Annotated in this window: 20 protein-coding genes; 9 read left to right on the forward strand and 11 right to left on the reverse strand. The window is 60.9% G+C overall.

Translation table 11 applies throughout. The features are described from left to right. Positions 1 to 19 precede the first annotated feature (19 nt). From ASO19_RS01320 to ASO19_RS01340, 5 genes are all read right to left on the reverse strand, one after another. A complete protein-coding gene (locus tag ASO19_RS01320; RefSeq protein WP_103765229.1) occupies positions 20 to 1,618 on the reverse strand; it encodes an MFS transporter in 1,599 nt (532 codons plus the stop codon). A gap of 249 nt (positions 1,619 to 1,867) precedes the next feature. Continuing rightward, positions 1,868 to 2,488, reverse strand: coding sequence for a bifunctional 4-hydroxy-2-oxoglutarate aldolase/2-dehydro-3-deoxy-phosphogluconate aldolase (gene eda, locus ASO19_RS01325; RefSeq protein ID WP_043558277.1), 621 nt, complete (start codon positions 2,486 to 2,488; stop codon positions 1,868 to 1,870). Continuing rightward, complete coding sequence (edd, locus tag ASO19_RS01330; protein WP_103765230.1) at positions 2,485 to 4,353, reverse strand: phosphogluconate dehydratase; 1,869 nt, start codon at positions 4,351 to 4,353, stop codon at positions 2,485 to 2,487. Before edd ends, eda begins: the two co-directional genes overlap by 4 nt. A gap of 328 nt (positions 4,354 to 4,681) precedes the next feature. Next, entirely contained in the window at positions 4,682 to 6,448 is a 1,767-nt protein-coding gene (locus ASO19_RS01335; protein WP_181005176.1) for a transglycosylase SLT domain-containing protein, read from the reverse strand. 402 nt (positions 6,449 to 6,850) lie between these two features. Further along, positions 6,851 to 7,675, reverse strand: coding sequence for a uracil-DNA glycosylase (locus tag ASO19_RS01340; RefSeq protein WP_181005177.1), 825 nt, complete (start codon positions 7,673 to 7,675; stop codon positions 6,851 to 6,853). 182 nt (positions 7,676 to 7,857) lie between these two features. Between ASO19_RS01340 and ASO19_RS01345 the strand changes: the two genes are divergently transcribed. Further along, positions 7,858 to 8,754, forward strand: a complete 897-nt coding sequence (locus ASO19_RS01345; RefSeq protein ID WP_103765232.1) for a 4-(cytidine 5'-diphospho)-2-C-methyl-D-erythritol kinase — start codon at positions 7,858 to 7,860, stop codon at positions 8,752 to 8,754. Positions 8,755 to 8,842: 88 nt separating this feature from the next. Here the strand turns inward: ASO19_RS01345 and ASO19_RS01350 are convergent, their stop codons facing one another. The 3 genes from ASO19_RS01350 to ASO19_RS01360 all read right to left on the reverse strand — a co-directional run bounded on the left by ASO19_RS01350 (position 8,843) and on the right by ASO19_RS01360 (position 11,103). Continuing rightward, positions 8,843 to 9,340 carry a hypothetical protein gene (locus ASO19_RS01350; RefSeq protein WP_081562712.1) on the reverse strand — a complete coding sequence of 166 codons (498 nt, stop codon included), beginning with the start codon at positions 9,338 to 9,340 and terminating at the stop codon, positions 8,843 to 8,845. A 153-nt stretch (positions 9,341 to 9,493) separates the two neighbouring features. Beyond that, positions 9,494 to 10,765, reverse strand: coding sequence for an ammonium transporter (locus ASO19_RS01355; RefSeq protein ID WP_043558267.1), 1,272 nt, complete (start codon positions 10,763 to 10,765; stop codon positions 9,494 to 9,496). Then, on the reverse strand, positions 10,765 to 11,103 hold the full coding sequence (locus tag ASO19_RS01360) for a P-II family nitrogen regulator (RefSeq protein ID WP_043558265.1): 339 nt from the start codon (positions 11,101 to 11,103) through the stop codon (positions 10,765 to 10,767). Before ASO19_RS01360 ends, ASO19_RS01355 begins: the two co-directional genes overlap by 1 nt. Positions 11,104 to 11,291: 188 nt before the next feature. Here ASO19_RS01360 and ASO19_RS01365 point away from each other — a divergent pair, with 188 nt between their 5' ends. Together ASO19_RS01365 and cysE are read left to right on the forward strand one after the other, a co-directional pair. Then, positions 11,292 to 12,512, forward strand: coding sequence for an FAD-dependent monooxygenase (locus tag ASO19_RS01365; RefSeq protein ID WP_103765233.1), 1,221 nt, complete (start codon positions 11,292 to 11,294; stop codon positions 12,510 to 12,512). Between the two features lie 82 nt (positions 12,513 to 12,594). After that, positions 12,595 to 13,329 (forward strand): serine O-acetyltransferase, encoded by a 735-nt coding sequence (gene cysE / locus ASO19_RS01370; protein ID WP_227449693.1) that lies wholly within the window; start codon positions 12,595 to 12,597, stop codon positions 13,327 to 13,329. Between the two features lie 253 nt (positions 13,330 to 13,582). Here the strand turns inward: cysE and ASO19_RS01375 are convergent, their stop codons facing one another. Continuing rightward, a complete protein-coding gene (locus ASO19_RS01375; RefSeq protein ID WP_081562714.1) occupies positions 13,583 to 14,746 on the reverse strand; it encodes an aldose epimerase family protein in 1,164 nt (387 codons plus the stop codon). A gap of 351 nt (positions 14,747 to 15,097) precedes the next feature. Between ASO19_RS01375 and ASO19_RS01380 the strand changes: the two genes are divergently transcribed. The 4 genes from ASO19_RS01380 to tgt all read left to right on the forward strand — a co-directional run bounded on the left by ASO19_RS01380 (position 15,098) and on the right by tgt (position 18,892). Beyond that, positions 15,098 to 15,895 carry an MlaA family lipoprotein gene (locus ASO19_RS01380; protein WP_081563399.1) on the forward strand — a complete coding sequence of 266 codons (798 nt, stop codon included), beginning with the start codon at positions 15,098 to 15,100 and terminating at the stop codon, positions 15,893 to 15,895. Between the two features lie 47 nt (positions 15,896 to 15,942). Beyond that, the gene (locus ASO19_RS01385; protein ID WP_227656505.1) at positions 15,943 to 16,548 is read left to right on the forward strand and encodes an MlaC/ttg2D family ABC transporter substrate-binding protein; all 606 of its coding nucleotides are present in this window, start codon (positions 15,943 to 15,945) and stop codon (positions 16,546 to 16,548) included. Between the two features lie 89 nt (positions 16,549 to 16,637). Beyond that, positions 16,638 to 17,702, forward strand: coding sequence for a tRNA preQ1(34) S-adenosylmethionine ribosyltransferase-isomerase QueA (gene queA, locus ASO19_RS01390; protein WP_081562715.1), 1,065 nt, complete (start codon positions 16,638 to 16,640; stop codon positions 17,700 to 17,702). A 41-nt stretch (positions 17,703 to 17,743) separates the two neighbouring features. Further along, positions 17,744 to 18,892 carry a tRNA guanosine(34) transglycosylase Tgt gene (gene tgt, locus ASO19_RS01395; protein ID WP_086442121.1) on the forward strand — a complete coding sequence of 383 codons (1,149 nt, stop codon included), beginning with the start codon at positions 17,744 to 17,746 and terminating at the stop codon, positions 18,890 to 18,892. 9 nt (positions 18,893 to 18,901) lie between these two features. Here the strand turns inward: tgt and ASO19_RS01400 are convergent, their stop codons facing one another. Continuing rightward, positions 18,902 to 19,993 carry a purine nucleoside permease gene (locus tag ASO19_RS01400; RefSeq protein WP_103765285.1) on the reverse strand — a complete coding sequence of 364 codons (1,092 nt, stop codon included), beginning with the start codon at positions 19,991 to 19,993 and terminating at the stop codon, positions 18,902 to 18,904. A gap of 38 nt (positions 19,994 to 20,031) precedes the next feature. After that, entirely contained in the window at positions 20,032 to 21,606 is a 1,575-nt protein-coding gene (locus ASO19_RS01405; protein WP_258036052.1) for an adenosine deaminase family protein, read from the reverse strand. A 78-nt stretch (positions 21,607 to 21,684) separates the two neighbouring features. Here ASO19_RS01405 and ASO19_RS01410 point away from each other — a divergent pair, with 78 nt between their 5' ends. Then, positions 21,685 to 21,939, forward strand: a complete 255-nt coding sequence (locus ASO19_RS01410) for a ribbon-helix-helix domain-containing protein (protein WP_043558252.1) — start codon at positions 21,685 to 21,687, stop codon at positions 21,937 to 21,939. Between the two features lie 87 nt (positions 21,940 to 22,026). After that, positions 22,027 to 22,860 (forward strand): TerB family tellurite resistance protein, encoded by an 834-nt coding sequence (locus tag ASO19_RS01415; RefSeq protein WP_043558249.1) that lies wholly within the window; start codon positions 22,027 to 22,029, stop codon positions 22,858 to 22,860. Positions 22,861 to 22,873 lie beyond the last annotated feature (13 nt).

A 22,873-nucleotide genomic window follows, 5' to 3' on the forward strand; every position in this document is an offset into this window, starting at 1 on the left:
CCGTGTCTCTGCTCTTCCCTCATGCCCTGATTGTCTCCTTGTGATGAGCTGCCGGATGGTCAGGGGATTTCCTTGCTCCACGGGGAGCGAACACGACCCATGGCGGATAGGTCCGCACGGGGACAAGCAGGATGAAAACCATCAATAGCCCCAGCAGGGCGGCCAGAACGCAGAACAGGTCCGACAGGGTCAGAACGGCTGTCTGATGATGGAACTGCTCCTTGAGGTACCCCATGCTTCCCCGATAGCGGGGCCGTCCGTCTGGCAGGAGCGGTGTCGGACTCTGGATGAGCGGGCTGCTGCCCTGCACCAGCGCATAACGATACTGCCCCAGATGATCCGCCAGCCTGTCCGAATGAAGCCCGCCCCGCCAGCGGCCCACAAGCTCCATCAGCCATGTACCACCAACCATCATGAAGGCCCGTGGCATGTTCACCAGAGCCACGGCAAAGGGCGATTCTTCCGCCACCACAGCATTGGTGGACATCAGCAGAAGGGAGGACAGCACCATCACACCGCCAATCCCCTGAAGAAACTGCCAGAGATAGAATTCCGGCCTCTGCCACACGGAAGTGACCAGTGAATCTCCACAACAGGCGATGAACATGCAGACCATGCCGAAGAAGCCGACAATCCGGCAATCCACATCCCGCCGGTTGAGCAGGTAACCCACCAGCGGGGCTATGGCGATCTCCACGGCGGCGACTTCCAGCGTCACGAGATAGCTCTGCTCGGGCCGGTACCCCACAACCTTCGTCAGAAACTGCAAGGGCACGGCGGAGGCCGAAAGGGACACCACCACGAACAGGCTGATCCCCCCGACCCCGTAAATGTAATTGTTCCGGCTGAGCAGCTGAAAACGGAAAAACGGCAGAGGATGCTTCCATTCATTCCAGATCAGCAGTGGCACGGCTGCCAGCCCGATGGCGCCCAGCACACAGACCAGCGGTGAATTGAACCAGTCCAGCCAGTCCCCAAGGGAGAGGACGGTCGTCAGGCACCAGGCCGCCACGGCAAAGAACAGAAGGCCATACCCGTTGAAAATCTGGAGCCGATGATGCTGTGGCTCCATGACGGGCATCCCGTACCAGATGAGTAGCCCTGCCAATGCTCCCAGCGGAATGGCCTGAAGGAAGATCCACTGCCAGCTGAGCAGGTCCGTCCATAATCCGGCAAGCATTGTCCCAAGATAGGGGAAACAGGTGGAAACCAGCGTGTAGGCCACCAGGCCATAGGCCCGGAGGTTGAAGGGCAGTATCTTGAGAATGGAAAACATGAGCAGCGGGATGGCGAAACCACCGGCCAGCCCCTGCACACTCCGCAGGATGTAAAGCAGGAGCGGCGTCTGGCAGAACGCCGTGGGCACGATGCTGCACACCGCCAGTCCCAGCACGAAAAAGGCCCACCGCCGCAGGCTGAAAGTAATGGCCATCCACGGCGAAAGTCCGGCCCCGATGACCTGTGCTGACGTATAGAGACTGACAAACCAGCGGGACGGATCATGGCTCAGCCCCATCCCGCCCATGATGTCATTGAGACCCTGCGCCGAGACCTGTTCGTTCAGTGTCGTCATGATGGCCGTCAGCAGCACACCGGACAGGCCGATGATTGACGTCATATGAGTACGAACAGCCTGCAACAATCCCTCCTGACTGACTGGTCAGAGTTGTATCAGGGAACGGGATACATTTTAACTGAAAGATCACTTTTTCATGATTATCCGACCAGTCTGTTACCTGAATACAACAGGCACCCCGTCCACACTCTTTCCTGTAGCGAGATACAAAAATGGCGGGGTACAGCCATGCCGTACAGCCCGCCATCTTTCAGACCGGGGGAACTCCCCCCGGTTCATGCAGCGCCAGTCTTAGCGCAGGCCCAGAGCCTTGGTCCGCTTGGCGACTTCCTCAGGAGACGCATCGCCAGCTGTCAGCCAGGAACCACCGACACAGCCAACGGTCGGCAGGGCCAGCCAGTCCTTGTAGGTAGCCTCGGTGATGCCGCCTGTCGGGCAGAAACGCACGCCAAGGTTGCCAAACACGGCGGACAGACCCTTGAGGGCCGGGATGCCACCGTTGGTCATGGCCGGGAAGAACTTGAAGCGGCGCAGCCCCAGGTCCAGACCCATCATGATGTCGCTGGCATTGGCCGTGCCGGGCAGGAACGGAATGTCACGCTCCAGCGCACCCTTGGCCAGAGCCGGCGTGATGCCGGGGCTGACGATGAACTTCGCACCGGCCTTGATGGCTTTGTCCATCTGCTCGGTATTCAGCACCGTACCGGCACCGACCAGAGCTCCCTCAACCTTGGACATCTCAGAGATGACATCCAGAGCAGCCGGTGTACGCAGTGTCACTTCCAGAGTGGAGATGCCACCAGCGACCAGAGCCTCGGCGATCGGACGGGCCTTGGCCACATCCTCAACCACCAGAACAGGCATAATCGGGCTGCGGTCCATCACCGCATCCAGTCTCTCGATGTAGCTCATACCTCGGTTCCTTTCTCAACATCGTCACCGATTTCTTCAAGTTCACGATCCATCATGAACAGCATCGGTGAAGCACCCTCTTCGGCGGACGGAGCCACCTCACGCATGAGGGCGAACAGTTCACGCCCCGTACCGGCTGTCGCACGGTGCGGCTTGGTCGGCGTGCGGGCGGCCCATTCCTTCTCATCCACCAGAGCTTCCAGCTTGCCGGTGCGGGCACAGACACGGATGACATCGCCATCACGCACCTTGGCGAGCGGTCCGTCCACCTGGGCTTCTGGACCAACATGCACCACGGCCGGAACCTTGCCGCTGGCACCGGAGAGACGGCCATCCGTCACCAGAGCCACCTTGAAACCCTGGTCCAGCTCGACGCCGAGGGACGGGATCAGGTTATGCAGCTCGGGCATCCCGTTGCCGCGGGGCCCCTGGCCGATGACGACCACAACGACATCACGATGCAGCTCGCCAGCCTTCTGGGCTTCCTTCACGGCGGTCTGGGACTGGAAGACACGGGCCGGAGCCTCGATGGTCAGCAGGTTGTCTGCCACGGCGCTGGACTTGTACACGCCACGGCCCAGATTGCCCTGAAGCAGCTGGATGCCCCCCACCGGGTGGAACGGCTCCTTCGCACCACGCAGGATTTCCGGATCGCTGGAAGGCTTGGCCGGCGTGTAGACGACGTTCTTGTCATTCCCCATCAGGGCACGCTTGGCGTAGTCCTCAAGGCCGTTTTCGGAGATGGTCGGAGCATCACGGTGCAGCAGACCTGCATCGGACAGCTCGGCGATGACCGTCGGCAGGCCACCAACCTCGTTGAACTTGTTCACATCGGACGGACCGCTCGGATAGACCTTGCAGAGTGTCGGCACGACGGCGGAGAGATCGGAGAAATCTTCCCAGTTCACGATGATGCCAGCAGCACGGGCCACGGCCGGGATATGGATGGTATGGTTCGTGGAACCACCTGTTGCCATCAGGCCGACAATCGCATTGACGATGGCCTTCTCATTGACAACTTCCGCCATCGGGCGGGGATCCTTGCCCTTGTTGCTGATCTCGACCAGACGATGCACACCGGCACGTGTCATGGCCTGACGCAGTGGCGTATCAACCGGAATGAAGGAGGAATCCGGCATCATCAGCCCAAGGAACTCCGCCATCATCTGGTTGGTATTGGCCGTACCATAGAAAGTACAGGTCCCTTCGCTGTGATAGGAAGCCATTTCGGCTTTCATCAGCTCATCCTTGCCGATCTTGCCCTGCACATAGAGCTGACGGACACGGACCTTTTCCTTGTTCGGCAGGCCGGAGGTCATCGGGCCGGAGGGGATCAGCATACCCGGCAGGTGGCCGAAGCGCAGCGCACCCATCAGCAGGCCCGGCACGATCTTGTCGCAGATGCCAAGCAGAGCAACACCATCATACATGGCATGGCTGAGACCGACAGCCGTGGACTGGGCGATCACATCACGGGAGAACAGGGAGAGGTCCATCCCCTCCTGCCCCTGCGTAACGCCGTCACACATGGCCGGAGCCCCACCAGCAACCTGAGCCGTGGCACCAACCTCACGCGCAAAAACCTTCATCTGCTCTGGATAACGGCCATAGGGCTCGTGTGCGGAGAGCATGTCATTATAGGTCGTAATGATCCCCAGATTGGGACGCTGCTCAAACACCAGCTCCTGCTTGTCAGCAGCGCTGGAGGCAGCGACGGCGTGAGCCAGGTTGCCACAGGTCAGCCGGGACCTGTCTGCACCTTTTTCACGATTACGCTCCATAAGAGTGAGGTAACGACGGCGGGACGTCTTGGACCGCTCAATAATTCTGGACGTTACACTCTCAACAACGGAATTCAGAGACATTGAAGCACTCGCTGTTCGGCTGGACACCCCACAGACAGACGGATAATTCCCCCTGAGAGACACGGTATCATATTATCATCGCTCGCTTTCCACTCTCATCGAGGAAAGCACGCATCGCCTTTTTTAGGGAAAGACGTCTCACCGGGCAAGCGGGCCACCCATGCACATCTCAGTCATCATCATCTCGCCTACGGCAAGTCCATTTTACGAAAAAGGGCAGTTTCCGGTGGGTTTTTAAAGAAAAACCCAGCTGGAGCCTCATGCTGCCATGCATGAAACTCCAGTCTGGGCTTTGTGAAACGAACCCCTCGGCATGCCGGATCAGAGCTCAGCTGGGCGAGTCACGCCCCTGCTCCTCCTCACGGAAGCTCGGCCACTGGCCATCAGCCAGAGAAACGAGAGACGGCGTGGCCACATGGAGACGGCGGCCATATACCCAGTCATTGGTCAGAACATTACGTACATACTGGCGCGTTTCCGGACTGGGCAGACACTCTATGAACATCAGCGGGTCCTGAAGACCCTTCTGGCCGCTTTCCCATCGGAGAATGGCCTGCGGTCCCGCATTGTAGGAGGCCAGAACTTTCAGCAGCGACGCCCCATCACTCTGTTCCCCCTGGGCAAGGCTGTGGGCCAGATAAAGCATATAGAGCTGCCCGACCTCCAGATTATAGCCCGGCTCCCGCAGGCGGCGCTGCATTTCCTGATTGAAATCATCACTGGAGGCCGCTGCAACCGTCTGAGGCAGGTGGTACTGCTCACTTACGAAGCTGGCCGTCGTCGGCCTCACCTGCATCATCCCGTACGCCCCGGCAGCCGATGATGCCGTGGCGTCAAAATTGGATTCCATCCGGGCCACCGCATAAACGAGCGCCGACGACAGACGGAAACCATGATGGGGCCGCAGGTCGGGCAATGGCCCCAGAGCATCCTTGAACTCTTCTTTATGATCCAGTTTTGCCAGCGCCTGCTCCATCTGGTCAGCCAGAGCACGCATCCCGGCCTTTCTGACGACGAGCTGGAGCGAATGTGCCCGAACAGGGTCAGCCAGCGCATCCTGCCACATCTGGCGGGCCAGCATCTCGGCACGCCCCTGCTCACCGAGCTGGATCAGGGCGAAAAGATGCTCCCCCTCCCCCATGGAGGCCACGACATTAATGTCCACCTCACTCAGGGATGCCTGCTTCGCACCAGCCCGCCCGATCGTGGAAAGGGCGCCGGAAACGGCAGCGGCCTGTGATTTCTCGGAATGCAGCAGGCGCCCGGCCAGCAGGCCATAGAAACTCTCACTCTGCACGGATGTCCGGCGCAGCCATGTACGATACAGGGCTGTCTTGCCGTGCCGCTCCGCCACACGTCCGGCCCAGAAAGACGCCGCAGCCTGCACGTCACCATCTGTCTGCTCGGCATTGGCCGCCGTCTCGAACAGGCTGTAGGCCGCATCAAGCTGGCCCTCCCGCCAGGCAGCCAGACCAGCTGCAAAAGCAGGAAGCCCAACCCGGTACTGCCCTTTCTCCAGTCCGGCAGAACCAACACGCAGCGCTGTCCGTGTATCACCCTGGCTCAGAGCCTGCATGGCAATCTCGCCATACAGCTGGGCAGCATAAGCCGGAGACATCCCCGGTGTGACACGCAGCTGGGCCAGTGCCCTGCGGACACCTTCCTCCCCGGAGGAGGCCTTGTCCATGAGGTCCCGCTCCAGAAAACCATTGCGGACCAGTGTCTGGGAAAAGGACGTCGCCCGGTCGGACTGCTGGATATCCGCAACATTCCGGTACCCGGCAGACGGGGCAGCAGCAGACACCCCCCGACGCAGCTCTTCCTGCTTCTGCCTGAGCAGCGGGGCATCAGGAAGAGCCGGATAACGACGGAGCCAGCTGTCCAGCTCGGACTCGGAAGGAGTGAAATATATACTCAGGTACCGCTCGGCCAGATAATCCGGCAGCAGGAGCTGTCCCGCCGTGCCATCCGTCCCCGGGCCATGGGTCAATTCCCCGAGACGGGCCGCATCACCTGAGCGGACTGCCGCAAAAAGCGCCCTGTAGTGTCCGGCCACCGTGGCCGGCAAAGGATGAGGCAGGGAAACCCCCACCATGGAAGAAGGTGGTGCATCGTGGCCCTCACCGTCTGAATACTCCGGCACGTGGGACGGAAAAGAAAGAGCCTGCCCCTGCGCCGGAAAAACAGTGTTTCCCGCCAGAATGGCAGCACCGAGAACGGCACCACGCCACACTGCGGGAGACCCACATGGCAATATCCATCGCATAATGCCGAGGGACGTAACCCGCTTTTATTTTTCTGGCAACCCTTGACGTCAAGCCAGACAATTCCAGTGTGCCTTTCATAGTAACGGCTCCCTAGCCAGGAATCCAGAATATTCTTCTGATTTTACACGCTGTTAGCTTTTTTTCTGTATCTGGTCAGCGATAGAATTAAGAAATTATGAAATTCACTCCCATTCCGGCCCTCAGCCTCCTGCATCAACACCTGTTCCCGACTACGAATCGGCAGCCTGCGCTGCTTCCTGTGAGAGAGTCGCATCCAGCAGGAGCATGTCAGCCCACAGCGCCTTCCGTCGTCCCGCCGTTTCCCCCAGCTGGGCCGGGTGCCAGAGAGGTAACAGAGGCACACCCCCCTCCAGCCCCGGCACATGAGCCTCATGCCAGCGCCCCCGCAACTGACTCAGCCGGGAGGTATTCTGTAAGAGCATGGCAGCGGGCGTACTGCCCATCGTCACAATCCGGCGAGGTCGTGCCAGTGCCACTGCCCTGTGCAGAATGGGCAGGCAGGCTTCCACATCACGCTGTGAGGCACGCTGCCCTCCCGGCGGGCGCCAGGGGATGGCCGGCGCCATGGAAAGCTGGGACCGCTTCAACCCTATGGAGGCCAATATCCTGTCCAACAGGGCCCCCATGGGACCAGCGAAAAGAGTTCCATGCCGGTCCTCATCCTCATTTGGCACATCCCCCACCAGCAGAAATGGGGCTCCCTCCACGATGACAGGTGCCAGATGATGCTTGGCCGTCCGCATCAGGCCAACGCCCGGCAGCTGCTGGCTGGCCTTCAGCAGGGCGGCAACATCCCGGGCCGCAGCGATATCAGCCAACACCTCGTCCCGCCCCCTGACAACACGACGGGACGCGGAAGGTTTCTCCACTGGAGCAGCAGCCTTCTGGCGGGCCCGCACACGATCCGGCAGAACAGGGCTCTCACCCCAGACATCCCACGGCATGTCCTCCATGACAGCATCCACACCCCATTCCTGATGCAGACGGAGGGCAGCAAGAGCATCCTGAGCAGAGCAGGCCGGGAAAGATGCCATGATGAGCGAGATCTCTTCTCTACAGTTCCACGGGATGAAGGGGCGGCTGCACCCCCTCATGGTCTTTGAGCTTTCAATTTGTTACATAGCCTCATCGGAAATGAACACCCCTCCCCCGGACATGGTGCCAGAGCAGATCAGTCTCCCGCCTTGCCCGGCCTCTTCTGCAAGGATGCCCTGCCATGGCGCTGCATCAGGATATGGCTCACGCCAAGATCAATCTGTTCCTCCACGTCACCGGGCGCCGTGAAGACGGATACCACCTGCTGGACAGTCTGGCTGTCTTTGCTGGAGCGGGTGACCATCTCCACCTCTCCACCGGACCACAGGGTCAGGCAGACAGCCTCACGCTACAGGGTCCTTTCGCAAAAGGGCTGGAAGCGGATGAAAACAACCTTGTCCTGAAGGCCGCCCGGGCCCTGCGCCAGACCCGGGGGGAGGAAGCAGCCAGACAGCCCGCCGCTGCCCTCACGCTGGAAAAACGGCTACCGGTGGCATCCGGCATTGGCGGGGGCTCTGCCGATGCCGCCTGCGCCCTGCGCCTGCTGACCCGTCACTGGAGCCTCCCAATGGAAGCGGCCGCCCATGTCGCCCCAACACTGGGGGCGGATGTCCCAGTCTGTCTGGCACAAAAAGCCACACGCATGGAAGGGATTGGTGACATCCTGACAGCAGCCCCGCCCCTGCCAGAGATGGGGATGCTTCTGGTCAATCCGGGGGTCGGTGTCTCCACCCCGAGCATTTTCCGACGTCTGGCAGAAACAGGCGGCATCACCCCCCGCCCGCCACTTGCCTTCCCGGAAGCAGGCTGGCCCACGCTGGACGCTCTCATCGCCTTTCTGGCGCAGACGGAAAACGACCTCCAACCCCATGCCATCGCTCAGGCGCCCGTCATTGCGACCGTACTGGAAACTCTGGCAACCCTACCGCAGGTGCGGTTCCATCGCATGAGTGGGTCAGGAGCGACCTGTTTCGCCCTGTTCGAGACAGCTGACCAAGCCATCAGGGCCGCAGACCATCTGATGGACAGGGACATAGCCCAGGCATGGTGGCACTGGGCAGGACCGGTCCTGCCCTGAACCCACCGGCATTCAGAATGCCCTGCAACAGAAAAGGCCCGCTGCGGAAGAGCGGCCTTTTTCCATATCAGGAACAACCGGAACCAGCTTACTGTGCTGCACTCTTCAGCCGGGTGTTGCATTCGGAGTAATAACCGCCACCCTTCTGGATCCATTTCAGGCTGCCATTACGCCCGCTGCTTTTATTGGCATTATACTGTGCCAGGCAGGTCTTCATACGCGCCTTGCCCGGTGAGAGAGACGCAAACTCCGGCGAAACACGAGCCGGGAACAGGACATTCCCGCTGGCAACCGGAGCAGCTGCAGCTGGCGCAGCCGGCTTGCCTGTCTCAGCCGGGGCAGAAGCGACCGGCGTGGAGGCAGCAGGAGACTGGGACTGAGCCGCCGCAGCGCTGCCCGTGCAATGGTCCAGCTTGAAATCGGCATACTTCTGACCATTCAGCGTACCGGCCTTCTTCGCATCGCTGAAAGCCTGACGACAGGCCGCCGCAGACATCTTGCCCGCTGGAGACGGAGCAGCCAGAGCGCCCTGAACACCCAGTACGGAACAGGCCACCATGGGCAGGCACAGACGCAACAGTTTCATAGTCTCACCCCTTTTTCATCGTTCGTGATAGCGCAGCCACAGGGGCAGAACGCCACAGTCAGCCGGGCGGATAGCCCGGCCTCACCGTACTGCCTACCAGCCTTATAGGGCTGCCCTGCCTCCGGCAAGAGACAAAACAGCCCTGCCAGTGCCTCAGTTCAGTCGCTCGCCATGCTGGGTCAGGTCCAGACCCATCTGCTCTTCCTCGGCAGAGACACGCATACCGATCAGCCTGTCCACAACCCAGAAAATGAGGGCCGTCAGCACGACAGACCAGACAATCGTGACACCGACAGCCTCAGCCTGCCGGAGAAGCTGGCTCCATCCGCCGCTCACACCGGCAGGACTGGCTGCCGTCGCTGAAAGCGGCCCATAAGCAAACACACCTGTCAGAAGGGCTCCGACAATGCCACCAACACCATGCACACCAAAGGCATCCAGACTGTCATCATAGCCCAGCCTGTTCTTCAGCACGGCAGCGCTGTAGAAGCAGACGCCACCGGCTATCAGCCCGATGGCCAGAGCCCCACCGGGCAGCACATAGCCAGCAGCCGGGGTCACAGCCACAAGGCCCGCCACCGCACCGGAGATGATGCCCAGCGCCGTCGGCTTGCCATGCCGCCACCATTCCACCACCATCCAGCCAACACCACCACCAGCAGCGGCGATCTGCGTTGTCAGCATGGCCATGCCGGCACGGCCATTCGCACCGAGTGCCGACCCGGCATTGAAGCCGAACCAGCCCACCCAGAGCAGGGAAGCCCCGATGATGGCATAGGCCAGATTGTGCGGGGACATATCATCCCGCTTCAGCCCATACCGACGGCCGATCATGATGGCACAGACAAGACCAGCCACCCCGGAATTGATATGCACGACCGTTCCACCCGCAAAATCCACGGCACCAAGACCAGCCACCCAGCCCAGCGGACTCCAGACCCAATGGGCAATGGGAGAATAGACCAGCAGGGACCAGAGGATCGTGAACACGCAAAGTGCCGCAAAGCGGATTCGCCCGGCAAAAGCGCCTGTCAGCAGGGCTGGCGTGATGATGGCGAAGGTCATCTGATACATCAGATAGACACTTTCCGGGATGGTCATGGGGGTTTCAGCCGAAGTCCCGGCGCCCAGCGTGAAGGCTCCGTCCGCACCCTGATGGATATGCTCTGCCACACCCCCCAGGAAGAAACGGGACAGATCACCAATCCAGGGTGTGCCCGTCGTGAAGGCCAGACTGTAGCCCAGCACCATCCAGACAATGCTCACAATACAGCATATGCCAAAAGACTGGATCATGGTGGACAACACGTTTTTGCGCCGCACCATCCCGGCATAGAAAAGAGCCAGACCAGGAATGGTCATCAACAGGACCAGCGCCGTGCTGACCAGCATCCAGGCGGTATCACCCGTATCAATCGCACGCATCACAGAGCTCCCTCGCCGGTTTCCCCAGTACGGATGCGCACCATCTGTTCCACATTGGTAACCATGATCTTCCCATCACCGATGCGGCCTGTCCGGGCCGTCTCCGTGATGGCCTGGATGATGTCTGGCACGCGCTCATCCGCCACGACTGTCTCCACCCTGATCTTGGCAATGAAGCTGACCGTATATTCCGCCCCACGGTAAATTTCCGTCTGGCCTTTCTGGCGCCCAAAGCCCCGTACCTCCGTCACTGTCAGGCCATGCACGCCAAGCTCGGCAAGAGCCTCCCGCACATCGTCCAGTTTGAACGGTTTGATGATCGCCGTTACAAGTTTCATCCCTTGCGGCCCTCTCCCATGGCTCTTCTGCTGCATGAAGACAAAATCGTGCCACCTTCATAACGATTTCTGCAAGACTTTCTTTTCCGCAAGGATAGGGCTAGACACGATAGACCTGCTCCTTTGACGGAAAGTACCGCCATGACGGGAGCATCCTGCCATTCACCGGGCCGGAAGGAACATCTGCCATGGGCACGGATTACGACCTCTGCATAAATGGTGGTGGCCCCATCGGGGCGACACTGGCCTGCCTGCTTGCGCAGAAAGGGCTGCGCATCCTCCTTCTGGAGCGGGCTCCCCTCTCTCCCACCCCGGCGCAGAATCCCGATGGCCGGGCGTATGCCCTTGCTGAAGGCGTCCGCCCCCTGCTGGAAGAAGCGGGAATCTGGCAGGCCCTGCCCCTGTCTCCCCAACCCATCACCACCATCCATGTCACCGATAGTCAGGGGCGCATTCCCTCGGCATCCCGCAGCAGCATTGCAGACGGGCTGAGCTTTACCGGTGATGATGCCCCAGAAGGCCGCCCCTTCGGCTGGATGGTGGAAGCCCACAACCTTCTGGCAGCCATCGCCCGTACCCTGATGGCCCAGCCAGGGCTGGATGTCCGGGCACCAGCAACGGGCCGCTTCACCTTCTCGCCCGACAGCGCCCGGATCACCCTAGATACGGGGGACACCGTTACGGCCTCCCTTGTCATTGCCGCAGACGGGCGACGCTCTCTCCTCCGCGAGCAGGCCGGCATCGGGCTGACCCGCATTCCCTATCACAAGGTTGCCCTGGTCAACGTTCTGGCCCATGAGAAACCCCATCATGGCAGTGCTCTGGAAAACTTCCTGCCGCAGGGGCCTTTCGCCCGGCTCCCTCTTCCTGCCACCGAAGCCCACCCTCACCGCTCCGCCATCGTCTGGACAGACCGGCCCGAGCGCATCGACCATTTCACCCGGCTTGATGCCCGCAGCTTTGCCCGGCTGGTTCAGGACCGTCTCTGTGGGGAAGACCTTGGTGCGCTGGAGCAGGCGGGCACCCACTGGACGTACCCTCTGGCATCGCAATATGCCCATCGCTATTGCGCCACACGGCTGCTTCTGGCCGGGGATGCAGCGCACGGGCTGCACCCCGTGGCGGGTCAGGGCATGAATCTCGGCTTCCGTGATGTCCGCACCCTGAATGACCTTCTGGGAGACGCCCATGCGCAGGGACAGGATCTAGGAGACCCTGCACTGCTGAGACGCTATCAGCGTCTCAGCCGTCCGGGCAATCTCGCCATGCTGGCAGGCTGCGACATGATGGAGCGGCTCTTCAGCACCGACATGCCCCTCATCCGTCATGCTCGCCATGCGGGACTCATGGCCCTGAAGCGCCTGCCATCCCTGCGTCATGGTTTTGTCCAACGTGCCATGGGGCTATAAGAAAACAGCTATGGCCACTTTTCTCGACAGGTTTCCACACTCCTCATCAGAGCCCGGATTTCTGGAAGAATTCTGGACCACCATGCGGGCGCAGGCCTGCGGCTGTTCCGATGCTCTGATCCAGGGGCTTTTTGCAGTGAATATCTGCAACCATGCGGATTTTGCCTCTGCCCTGACATCACTGATCAGCGCCAAGCTGACAGACCGGGCCATGTCGGAAGCCGCCCTGATGCACCTTGTCGCCTCCACGCTGGAGGCCAGTCCCGACATCGTCCGGGCTGCAGCATCAGATATCGTGGCGACCTTCCAGCGGGACCCCGCCTGCCCGGACCTTGCTACGCCGTTCCTGTTCTTCAAGGGGTTTCATGCCCTGCAATCCTACCGTATTGCCCATCATCTCTGGCTGGCTGGCCGCAGACCACTGGCCTATCACTTCCAGAGCCGTGTGAACGAGAAATTCGGTATAGACATCCACCCTGCCGCCCGCATCGGCCAGCGCATCACAATCGATCACGGCACAGGTATCGTCATCGGGGAAACCACCATCATTGAGGATGACGTCTCCCTCTTTCAGGGGGTCACGCTCGGGGGAACCGGCAAAAACAGCGGGCAGCGCCATCCTGTCATCCGGCAGGGCTGCATGATTGGCGCTGGTGCCAAAATACTGGGCCATCTGGAAATCGGTGCCCATGCCCGTGTCGGAGCCGCTTCTGTCGTGCTGGGCAATGTCCCGCCCCGTTCCACCGCCGTGGGCAACCCCGCCCGTATCGTCCGTTTTGGCGACATGGACCAGGACTTCACGAATTATCAGATATGACCGGCACGCCCCGACTTATCCCCAGTTCAGGGGACAGGTTGGGGCATCATCCTGTGTGCCGGGACGGGAAGAATGTGGATGGAATCAGGCGACTCCTGAGAAAACCGCCCTCTTCTACTGTTGATGATCTGTTCCGGCCCTCTTTTCAGCTCACCACAAAGCCGGAATACCCACCAATGAAAAAGCCGGACCGATGCATGACTGCACCGGCCCGGCTCCTTTCCCAGGATTCAGCTCCTGAAAGCCTCAGCCCTTACTGGCGGGAAAAATGGAAGCTCATCCCGTAATCATAGGTCTGACCCGGCTTCAGCTCGATGCTCGGGAAACTCGGCATGTTCGGGCTGTTCGGGAAGAATTCAGGTTCGAAAGCCAGAGATTCCCATTTGCCATAGGGGCGGCCAGACGGACCCTGATAATTGCCATACAGATGGTTGCCAGAATAGAACTGCATCCCCGGCATGTTGGTGGCAACTTCCATCACACGGCCGGAACGGGGATCCGTCACACGGGCCACGACACGCTCCGTATTGCCCGGCTGGGATGGGCCGATGAGGACCATGCACTTGTCATAGCCACCCTGCGGAGCCATCTGCGGGTCTGCACTGCCCAGGCCTTCACCCACCGTGCGGGGCTGACGGAAATCGAACGGCGTCCCCTCAACAGAGGCCAGCTCACCCGTCGGAATGGAGTGCTCGTCTGTCCTCAGGAAACGGTCAGCATAGATCTGCACCACTTCCGGAGCAATGCTCCCGGAACCCTCGCCATTGAGGTTCCAGTAGTTGTGCGTGGACAGGTTCACGACCGTCGGAGCCTTGGTCGTCGCATTGAACTTCAGGCTCAGCGTGTCGTTGCCGCTCAGACGATAGGTAACCTGCGTCTTCAGCTCACCCGGGAAGCCCTGATCACCATCGGGGCTGACCATCTTCAGCACAACATAGGCCCCCTGGGAGTCCACGCCCTTGCGAACGATCTTCCAGAGTTTGCGGTCAAAGCTCTCAGCACCGCCATGGAGGGTGTTCGGCCCCTCATTGACGCTCGTATGATACTTCTCACCTTCCAGAGTGAAGACACCACCGGAAATACGGTTGGCCACACGCCCCAGCACGGCACCGAAGTGCGGGTCGGAGTTATGGTTTTCGTACCCGGCAATGTTCGGAAAGCCCAGAACAACGTTCCCCAGACGGCCATTGCGGTCCGGCACGTCCATCTCATGGATGATGGCGCCATAGGTCAGCACGACAACCTTCACCCCATGATCATTGGTCAGGGTGATTGCCTGCACCTTCTTGCCAGTGGAAAGACGACCCCAGTCCTTTGTCTGGACCGTTGGCGCTGCGGCAGCCATGCCAGACAGGGCCACACTGGCAACCAAAGCGCTGGCAGACAGAAGCCAGCTGCGACTCTTCAGAAAAGACATAAAATCTCTCGCACTCCACGAAATACAGGACCCGCCAGGACGACGGGCTGCGCTCCTCCCGGGAGGGGGCAGGAAGCGTCCCCTTCAGGGCTGGTGTCCATCAGAAAACCTAACGATGCAAAAATGCAATACTTCTTTTTCTTAACATGCCTGATATTCGAAAGGGGTAGGCAGCATGGAGCAAGTACCATATGCTTGAGTTCACTGGTCTTCATGACTTGCGCATGTGGAATCAGACGTATGTTACGGCCCGTTCCCGTTAAAGGTATGCCGCTGCCATCTCCTGGTGGATGACGTGGCAAGCCGCATAGCCGGGCCTTGAAGAAAGAAAAAAACAGGAGCGGCAGCAGCATGGCGTGCACAGGCAGCACAAAACAGCATCATCGAGGCAGACTCACTGCACTTTCCGCACTGGTCGGCTGCCTGGCCCTGCTGTCGCTCGGCGGGTGTGGTTCCCTCCACGCCAAGCCGCCGACCGACCCGGACGATCTGGCGGATTACAAGGCGGTCAACGACCCTTACGAGCCTTTCAACCGCAAGATGTTCAGCCTCAACATGTGGGTCTATCACAAGGCCCTGCGGCCGGTAGGACGGTTCTGGAAAAACAACATTCCCCAGCCCATCCGCACCTCTGTCGCCACGCTGAACGAGACATGGCGCCAACCCGCCGTCTTCTTCTCCGATGTGGGGGCAGGGCGCCCGCGGCGTGCGGGGGATTCCTTCATGCGTTTCCTGCTGAACATGACGACGGCTGGCTTCTATGACGTTGCCCAGCATCTTGGCTACAAGCAGCATGAGACAGACCCTGGCATGGTCATGGCGCTGTGGGGGGTCAAATCCGGGCCTTACATTTTCCTGCCCGGGCTTGGTCCTACCAATTTCCGTGATGCCGCAGGCTATGCCATCGGCCAGGGGCTGACACCCATCAACTACGTGCCCAGAGGGTATGGCCTCATCAGCTTCAACTGGGGCTACAACATTCTCGGCACCTTCAATACCTTTGCAGACAGTACAGACCAGCTGGACCAGCTGGAACACCAAAGTCTCGACCCTTATGCTTTCATGCGAAGTGCATGGCAGCAGCAGCGTCAGAGCCAGATCGATACCCTCAAGGCTGATCACCGCGCCACCACCCCCGACTGGTACTGACCATTCCGTCCCCATGAGGACAGCCTTTATTGGAAGGATCCCTAAACATGATGCTCCGTCAGCTTACACGCCGCACCATTCTGGGAGCTGCCAGCCTGTTCGCTCTCATTCCCACGCTGGCCTTCGCCACTCCCTCCAGTGATGAAGCAAAGGCGTTTGTCAATGATTTTGGCGGGAAACTGGTGGCCGTCCTGAACAGCGACACTTCGCTGGCCAAAAAGCGCGAAGCCCTTCTGCCCCTCCTGCGGGCCAATGTGGACGTACCAGGAATCGGCCGCTACTGCCTGGGCCGCTACTGGCGGATCGCCACGCCGGAACAGCAGAAGCTTTATCTTGAGCTGTTTCAGGACGTACTGCTGAATGCTGTCACGGCCCGCGTGGGGGAATATCAGAACATTTCCGTCCGCCTGGTGGACAGTGTGCCCTCCCCGGCAGGCCAGAAGGTGACCCTTCAGATTTCCCGTCCGCATCAGCCCCCCATCCTGATGACGGCCGTCATTGATGGCGAACCGCCCAAGGTGGTGGACCTGTATGGTGAGGGTGCCAGCATGCGCCTGACACAGCGCAGCGACTACACGACCTACCTCACCCGCCATGGCGGGCAGGTGCAGACATTGATCGACGCCCTCAAGCATCAGCTGGGTCGTCACTGATCTCTCCATTCACAACGGATCAGCAACGTGGAGGGGGCCATAAGCCCCCTTTTCGCTGACTGGCCTGTTTCTCCAACCATGTCCCCGGAATGACTGACGACCTCTCCCTCTTCGATTTCACGCTCCCTCGTGACCATATCGCCACAGAACCTGCCCGCCCCCGTGACATGGCACAGCTCCTGCATGTCGTCCCACCGGCCCTTGCAGGAACTGATGATGCAACCCTCTCCCTCCATCGCATCCGCAATCTTCCCGAACTGCTGAAGGAAGGCGACCTGCTCGTCGCCAATGATACGGAAGTCATCCGGGCAAAAATGGAGGCCCGACGGGGTGACGCAAAAATCGGCATCACGCTGGACCGCATCCTGCCGGAAGGGCAGTGGCATGCTCTCGCCCGCAATGCCCGCAAGCTCCGCCCCGGCGACCGGCTCCACTTCGAGGATGATCCCGTCACGGCGGACGTCCTGACCAATGAGGGCGATGGGGCCGTGACCCTCCGCTTCTCGGTCGAAGGCGATGAGTTCGATGACTTTCTGGAACGCCGGGCCGCCCTGGCCCTGCCGCCTTACATTGCCCGCCCCAATGGTCCGACTGAAGCCGACAACAGCGACTACCGCACCATTTTCTCCCGCTTTCGTGGGGCCGTGGCAGCACCGACAGCGGGACTGCATTTCACGGAAGAACTGCTGGAGGCCCTTGCGGCCAGAGGCATACAAAAACAGACCCTCACCCTGCATGTCGGAGCCGGGACGTTCCTGCCCGTCCGCAGCACCATTGCCGAACATAAAATGCATGCGGAATGGGGCCATATTGATGAGGAAACGGCCCGTCTCATCAACGGGACCCGTGCCAATGGCGGCCGTGTCGTTGCCGTAGGCACCACCAGCCTGCGCCTGCTGGAAAGTGCGGCGGATGAACAGGGTATCGTTCATCCATGGACAGGCGAAACCTCCATCTTCATCCGGCCGGGCTACCGCTTCCGGGCGGTGGACGCCCTGCTGACCAACTTCCACCTGCCCCGCTCCACCCTTTTCATGCTGGTCTGTGCCTTTGCCGGTACGGAGACCATGCGCCATGCCTATCATCACGCCATTGCCGAAGGGCTGCGCTTCTATTCCTACGGTGATGCCTGCCTTCTGGAACGTGCCCCATGACGACCGAGTCCATCCGCCCCAACCTTACCCCATCCGACCGCATGCACTGGCAGAAAGACGCCCAGTGTGGGCGGGCCCGGGCAGGCTGGCTGCATACCCGTCATGGCAGCGTACCGACACCGACCTTCATGCCGGTCGGAACCGTCGGGACCGTCAAGGGCATCACGATGGACAATGTGCGGGCCACCGGGGCGGGCATCGTGCTGGGCAACACCTATCACCTCATGCTGCGCCCCACGGCAGAGCGGGTCCAGCGTCTCGGCGGGCTGCACCGCATGATGGACTGGCCCGGCCCCATCCTGACAGATTCCGGCGGATTCCAGGTCATGTCTCTGGGGCCGCTGCGGAAGATGGATGAAGATGGCGTCACCTTCCGTTCCCACATTGATGGCAGCTCCCACCGTCTGACGCCTGAAAGCTCGACGGACATCCAGTACAAACTGGATGCCACCATCACCATGGCCTTTGATGAATGTCCGGCCCTGCCCGCCACGAAGGACGTGCTGGAAGCCTCCATGGAGCGGTCCATGCGATGGGCCGCCCGCTCCCGTGAAGCCTTCATCGCCCGCCCCGGCTATGGGCAGTTCGGCATCGTGCAGGGCGGCACGGAACAGGACCTGCGGGAACGCTCCGCCCTTGCCCTGCGGGAGATCGGCTTCGAGGGCTACGCCATCGGGGGGCTTGCCGTAGGCGAAGGGCAGGAGCTGATGTTCTCCACGCTGGATTACACGACTCCCATGCTGCCCGAGGACCAGCCCCGCTATCTGATGGGCGTCGGCACGCCAGATGACCTGCTGGGTGCCGTCATGCGGGGCTGCGACATGTTCGACTGCGTCATGCCGTCCCGTGCAGGCCGTACTGCCCGGGCCTATACGGAGCGGGGCACGCTAAATCTCCGCAATGCCCGCTTCGCCGAGGACACCCGCCCCATCTCCCCCGAAGATGACAGCCCGATGGCAGGCCGGTACAGCCGGGCCTATCTGCACCACCTCTTCCGGGCCAACGAGATGCTCGGGCCGATGCTCCTGACCCTCCACAATCTCGCCTATTATCAGCGGCTCATGCGCCAGATACGGGCCGCCATCGTGGCAGGAACGCTGGAACAGACCGCCACCCAGCTCCGCCAGAACTGGGCCAGGGGCGACTGGAGCGAGGATGAATGGCCCATGCCCCGCTACCAGCAGGGCTAGGTCGTTCCTTCAGGGCACCTGTCCTTCATAGCTCCCCCAATGGGTGGCCAGCTCCCGCACGATTGGGCTGGCCACCTGATAGGCCGCACTGGTGGAGGCATAAAGGCCCGGCAGGTTTTCCTCATGCGCTGCATTGGCCAGCATGGTGGCCGGTGCCACGCCGTTGGGCGGCATGTCGAAATTGCTGGTCGTCCGCAGGATAAGGAGGCGCCGGTCATCCACACGTCCTGCTCTGGCCTGCAACGCCAGTGCCTGACAGAGGCCAATGTCCTCCTCTGCCGTCGTGACCATCTCGCCCTGATGGTCCGTCCAGTAAGCGACCCAGCGTTCCGCCCACCGGTTCATGAGTGCTCCAAGCCAGTATGTCTCACCGGAGATCGTATCACCCATCATCACATGCGGCGGCTTCAGTGCCTCGGGGAAACCCTGATAGGCCCGGCGATGGGCCTGAAGTTTTTCATTGTCCGGCAGAGCGATATGGCGTGTCCTTTCATAAGCCCAGCGCACAAGGGAAGGTCGCAACGTATAGGCCATGTCCCCAGCGATGGAATGGAGCGGTGGCCGTGGCTGCTCATCCGGTACATGGCCCTGCAACGGCGTAAAACCATCCGGCCAATCGGACGGAATTTCACGTGAATCAATCAGATGGGCTGCCCCGCCATTCACGACATGCAGCGCCCAGGCGGCAGACCCGATGCTGCCCTTATTGGGATTCACACCGGCAATCCCTGCCAGAACGAAATAGGCATGGCGGAGGTCAAACCGGGGGTCCAGCGCCAGAGCGGTAATGGCCGCTGCCATATGGCCCGGTCCCTCACCACTGACCAGCCCAAGCACATGGTCTTGCGCATTATAGCGAAGGACACCGTGCTCCATCCCCGGTGCGGGCAGTGTTTGTTCCAGCGGGTACTGTTCCACCCAGTGCTGGAACTCTCCCGGCATGTCGCCACTATCCTGCCCCAGCTCGAAGGTTGTCACCACCACGACGTGTACCTCCAGCGGGGCAGCCTGTGCCGGACGGGCAGACCCCGCCCCCGCTGCCACCAGCCCGACCAGAAGACCAAGACCATACATCCAGCCCGCCTTCACTGCCTGTCTCATCACATGCCTTTCCTTCCCATCGTTCTCTCCGGCCTGTCTCAGGGCACGGACCGCAGCAGGGGATTCTTCATCACATCCTGCCCGAAAGCCTGAAAACGGGCCTCCAGCTGCCATTGCAGCCGTGCCTTCATATTGTCCTTCAGAAACCGTTCGCAGGCCGGAGCGGCGCTTCCACCCGGCACCATGCCCGAACAGGCCGGCACAGCCTGCCCCAGATGATGCCCGGCCCAGAGGCTCTGCCCCGGCATGAACCCATATTCCAGCCCCGTACGGGACAGCTGGACAAGTGTCGGATAATCCAGATGGTAGGCCAATACGGCCCGCATGTATTCCTGCGTCAGATCGCTACGGGATACACCTTCATCATCTGTCGAGAGCGCCACGGGCACACCGGCCTGCCTGTAAAGCGAAAAAGGATGCCGCCCATCCCTGATACCCAGAATCTCATCATTGCTGGTCAGATTGATCTCCACCAGAATGGAGCGCCGTGCCATCTCTTCCAGCAGAGAGGCCGGGTCATGCTCCCACAGAACATCCACACCATGGCCGATCCGCTTGGCCCCCGCCACGTCAATCGCCGCCCGGATATGATGGTCCAGATCGCCCAGCGGCACGAGAGACGGTGTCACCTCCCCCGCATGAAGGCTCAGATTCGTCCCCGGATACAGCCGGTTCAGAGTACGGAACATCTGCATGTGCAGGTCATAGTCCCGCAGGGCCACCGGATCATCTTCCGGCGCCACGATGTTGACGCCGACCAGCCGGGTATCCTGGCGAGCACTCTCATACGCCGCCACGAGCTGTACCCAGACAAACGGTGCCGGAAATGTCCGCAGGGCGGAATACTGATAGCGCACCGTCACCCCACACCCTGCGGAAGCCTGCGCTGTGCCGCACTTCATGATGGTTCGGGCACGGGCCTCCATCTCATCAATGGCCGCATGGGACAGGGCTGCCATCTGCCCCAGGGCGGGCTTCAGAGCCTCATAAGCCCGACTGAAATCAGCTTCCGTCCTCAAGGGAGGCAGGGCAGCAGCCTTCATCATCTCCCCCAATGCATCAAAGGTAATGGGAGCGATCTGCAATTCCAGATACTGCACATTGTCACGGGCAGCCCGCTCGGCAGCCTCGGCCAGCATGTCCCCCTGATGCCTTGGCTCCACCACCATGAACCGCAGAAAGGTCGCAAAGAAATGATCATGGCCGGAGCGGTCATGTTCCGTAGGAATGAAATTGCGCATGGACAACGCATTGACCATCTCATTCCAGCCGGTTTCATTCCCTGGCAGACCATCTGCCGGGACCTGCCCCTCCCCCGGCTTTGGGCAATGACTGGCCAGAATGGTCCGCTCCTTCAGCGAAACGCAGAGGCCATCCCCCGCTGCCCATTTGAGGAAACTCTCGGCATAGACCGCCCCGGAAAGATGGTTGTGCAGGTCCGCTCCCTTGGGGAAGGCCCTAAGGAACAGCTCCAGCCGGACAGGGTCGGTCTTCACCCTTTCGAACAGGGTCACCACGGAAGGCGGGGCCGCCACCGGGTCAGCAGACACCCGACCTGTCTGGCCAGCAAGAAAGACAAAAAAGGCAAAAACAGCAGAACAAAAGAATCTCATGCCTCATGATGGCGGCCTGCGCCGGAGCTGACAAGAAAATCCCTTTCCACACACAATGCCAGCTGCCACACTTCCCCCATGCACGCTCCTCCTCCACCCCCACCACAGTTGCAGAAGCGCAGCCTCAGCCTGTACGGGCACAGAACCTCCATCGCTCTGGAAGCCGAATTCTGGCAGGTTCTGGAGACCATGGCCCGTGCCGAACAGCTTGCCCTGGCAGCCTTCATCGCCCGGCTGGACAGGCATCGCCCCCCGGAACAGACGCTGGCCTCCCTGCTTCGCCTCACGGCACTACGCTTTGCCCTGAACCAGGCCCCGTCAGCCCCCGTGTGACCCGTCTTGGAAAGACCGCATATTCCTGTTCCGCCCTCCCCTGTCCCCGTGATAGAGTTTACAACCATGTGAACAGGGAGGGCATCGATGGCTTTCTGGGGGAAAATGTTTGGTGGTATTGCCGGTTTTGCCGCCGGGGGGCCGGTCGGCGGTCTTCTCGGGGCCATTCTGGGCCATATGAGCGATACGGACAGACTGTTGACCCCGCTCTCCGGCACATGGGGCGACCGTTTCCCCGCACGGGGGCAGCCCGACCCGCATAATGCCGCCTTCTTCACCGCCGCAAAACTCTCTGCCCTGCTGGGAAAGACGGATCAGCTCTACGGCCTTGGTGTCGTCACGCTCTCCGCCAAGCTGGCCAAAATCGATGGCCCCGTGAACCGGGCCGAGATTGAAGCCTTCAAGACGGCCTTCCGGTTCCCTGAAGACAACCAGAAAGAGGTTGGCCTGCTTTTTGATCGGGCCCGGAACCGGACGGACGATTTCGAACTTTATGCCCGTGAGCTGGGGCGTGCCTTTGCCGACAAGCCGGAGCCGCTGGAAACACTGCTCAGCGTCCTCTTCCGCATTGCCAGGGCAGACCTGCCTGCCGGGGCCCCGCTGCATCCGGCAGAAATGGACTATCTCCGCCGGACGCACAAAGCCTTCCGCCTTTCAGAACGGGCCTGGGAGCGGGCCGAGGACGGCCAGCCCCGGGCTGCCTCCACATCATCAACGGCAGAGTGCTATCGTGTGCTGGGCATCAGTGCAACGGCAACGGATGGCGAAGTCCGGACACGCTGGCGTGTGCTGATCCGTGAACATCACCCGGACCGTCTTGCCCAGCGCCCCATGAGCGATGCTCAACGGAAAGCAGCACAGGAGCGTGTGGCCCGCATCAATGCCGCATGGGACCAGATAAAGCGGGACCGTGGCCTGTAAGGCGGGTCTGCTC

The sequence above is a fragment of the Parasaccharibacter apium genome (genome assembly GCF_002917995.1).
In the GTDB taxonomy this organism is placed as follows: domain Bacteria; phylum Pseudomonadota; class Alphaproteobacteria; order Acetobacterales; family Acetobacteraceae; genus Bombella; species Bombella apis.

Coding starts and splice junctions, on each gene's coding strand:
- ASO19_RS01320 (WP_103765229.1), bottom strand. CDS start 1,618: ATGACGTCAATCATCGGCCTGTCCGGTGTGCTGCTGACGGCCATCATG.
- eda (WP_043558277.1), bottom strand. CDS start 2,488: ATGAGCTACATCGAGAGACTGGATGCGGTGATGGACCGCAGCCCGATT.
- edd (WP_103765230.1), bottom strand. CDS start 4,353: ATGTCTCTGAATTCCGTTGTTGAGAGTGTAACGTCCAGAATTATTGAG.
- ASO19_RS01335 (WP_181005176.1), bottom strand. CDS start 6,448: ATGGTGGGGGTTTCCCTGCCTCATCCTTTGCCGGCCACGGTGGCCGGA.
- ASO19_RS01340 (WP_181005177.1), bottom strand. CDS start 7,675: ATGGCATCTTTCCCGGCCTGCTCTGCTCAGGATGCTCTTGCTGCCCTC.
- ASO19_RS01345 (WP_103765232.1), top strand. CDS start 7,858: ATGGCGCTGCATCAGGATATGGCTCACGCCAAGATCAATCTGTTCCTC.
- ASO19_RS01350 (WP_081562712.1), bottom strand. CDS start 9,340: ATGAAACTGTTGCGTCTGTGCCTGCCCATGGTGGCCTGTTCCGTACTG.
- ASO19_RS01355 (WP_043558267.1), bottom strand. CDS start 10,765: ATGCGTGCGATTGATACGGGTGATACCGCCTGGATGCTGGTCAGCACG.
- ASO19_RS01360 (WP_043558265.1), bottom strand. CDS start 11,103: ATGAAACTTGTAACGGCGATCATCAAACCGTTCAAACTGGACGATGTG.
- ASO19_RS01365 (WP_103765233.1), top strand. CDS start 11,292: ATGGGCACGGATTACGACCTCTGCATAAATGGTGGTGGCCCCATCGGG.
- cysE (WP_227449693.1), top strand. CDS start 12,595: ATGCGGGCGCAGGCCTGCGGCTGTTCCGATGCTCTGATCCAGGGGCTT.
- ASO19_RS01375 (WP_081562714.1), bottom strand. CDS start 14,746: ATGTCTTTTCTGAAGAGTCGCAGCTGGCTTCTGTCTGCCAGCGCTTTG.
- ASO19_RS01380 (WP_081563399.1), top strand. CDS start 15,098: ATGGCGTGCACAGGCAGCACAAAACAGCATCATCGAGGCAGACTCACT.
- ASO19_RS01385 (WP_227656505.1), top strand. CDS start 15,943: ATGATGCTCCGTCAGCTTACACGCCGCACCATTCTGGGAGCTGCCAGC.
- queA (WP_081562715.1), top strand. CDS start 16,638: ATGACTGACGACCTCTCCCTCTTCGATTTCACGCTCCCTCGTGACCAT.
- tgt (WP_086442121.1), top strand. CDS start 17,744: ATGCACTGGCAGAAAGACGCCCAGTGTGGGCGGGCCCGGGCAGGCTGG.
- ASO19_RS01400 (WP_103765285.1), bottom strand. CDS start 19,993: ATGAGACAGGCAGTGAAGGCGGGCTGGATGTATGGTCTTGGTCTTCTG.
- ASO19_RS01405 (WP_258036052.1), bottom strand. CDS start 21,606: ATGAGATTCTTTTGTTCTGCTGTTTTTGCCTTTTTTGTCTTTCTTGCT.
- ASO19_RS01410 (WP_043558252.1), top strand. CDS start 21,685: ATGCACGCTCCTCCTCCACCCCCACCACAGTTGCAGAAGCGCAGCCTC.
- ASO19_RS01415 (WP_043558249.1), top strand. CDS start 22,027: ATGGCTTTCTGGGGGAAAATGTTTGGTGGTATTGCCGGTTTTGCCGCC.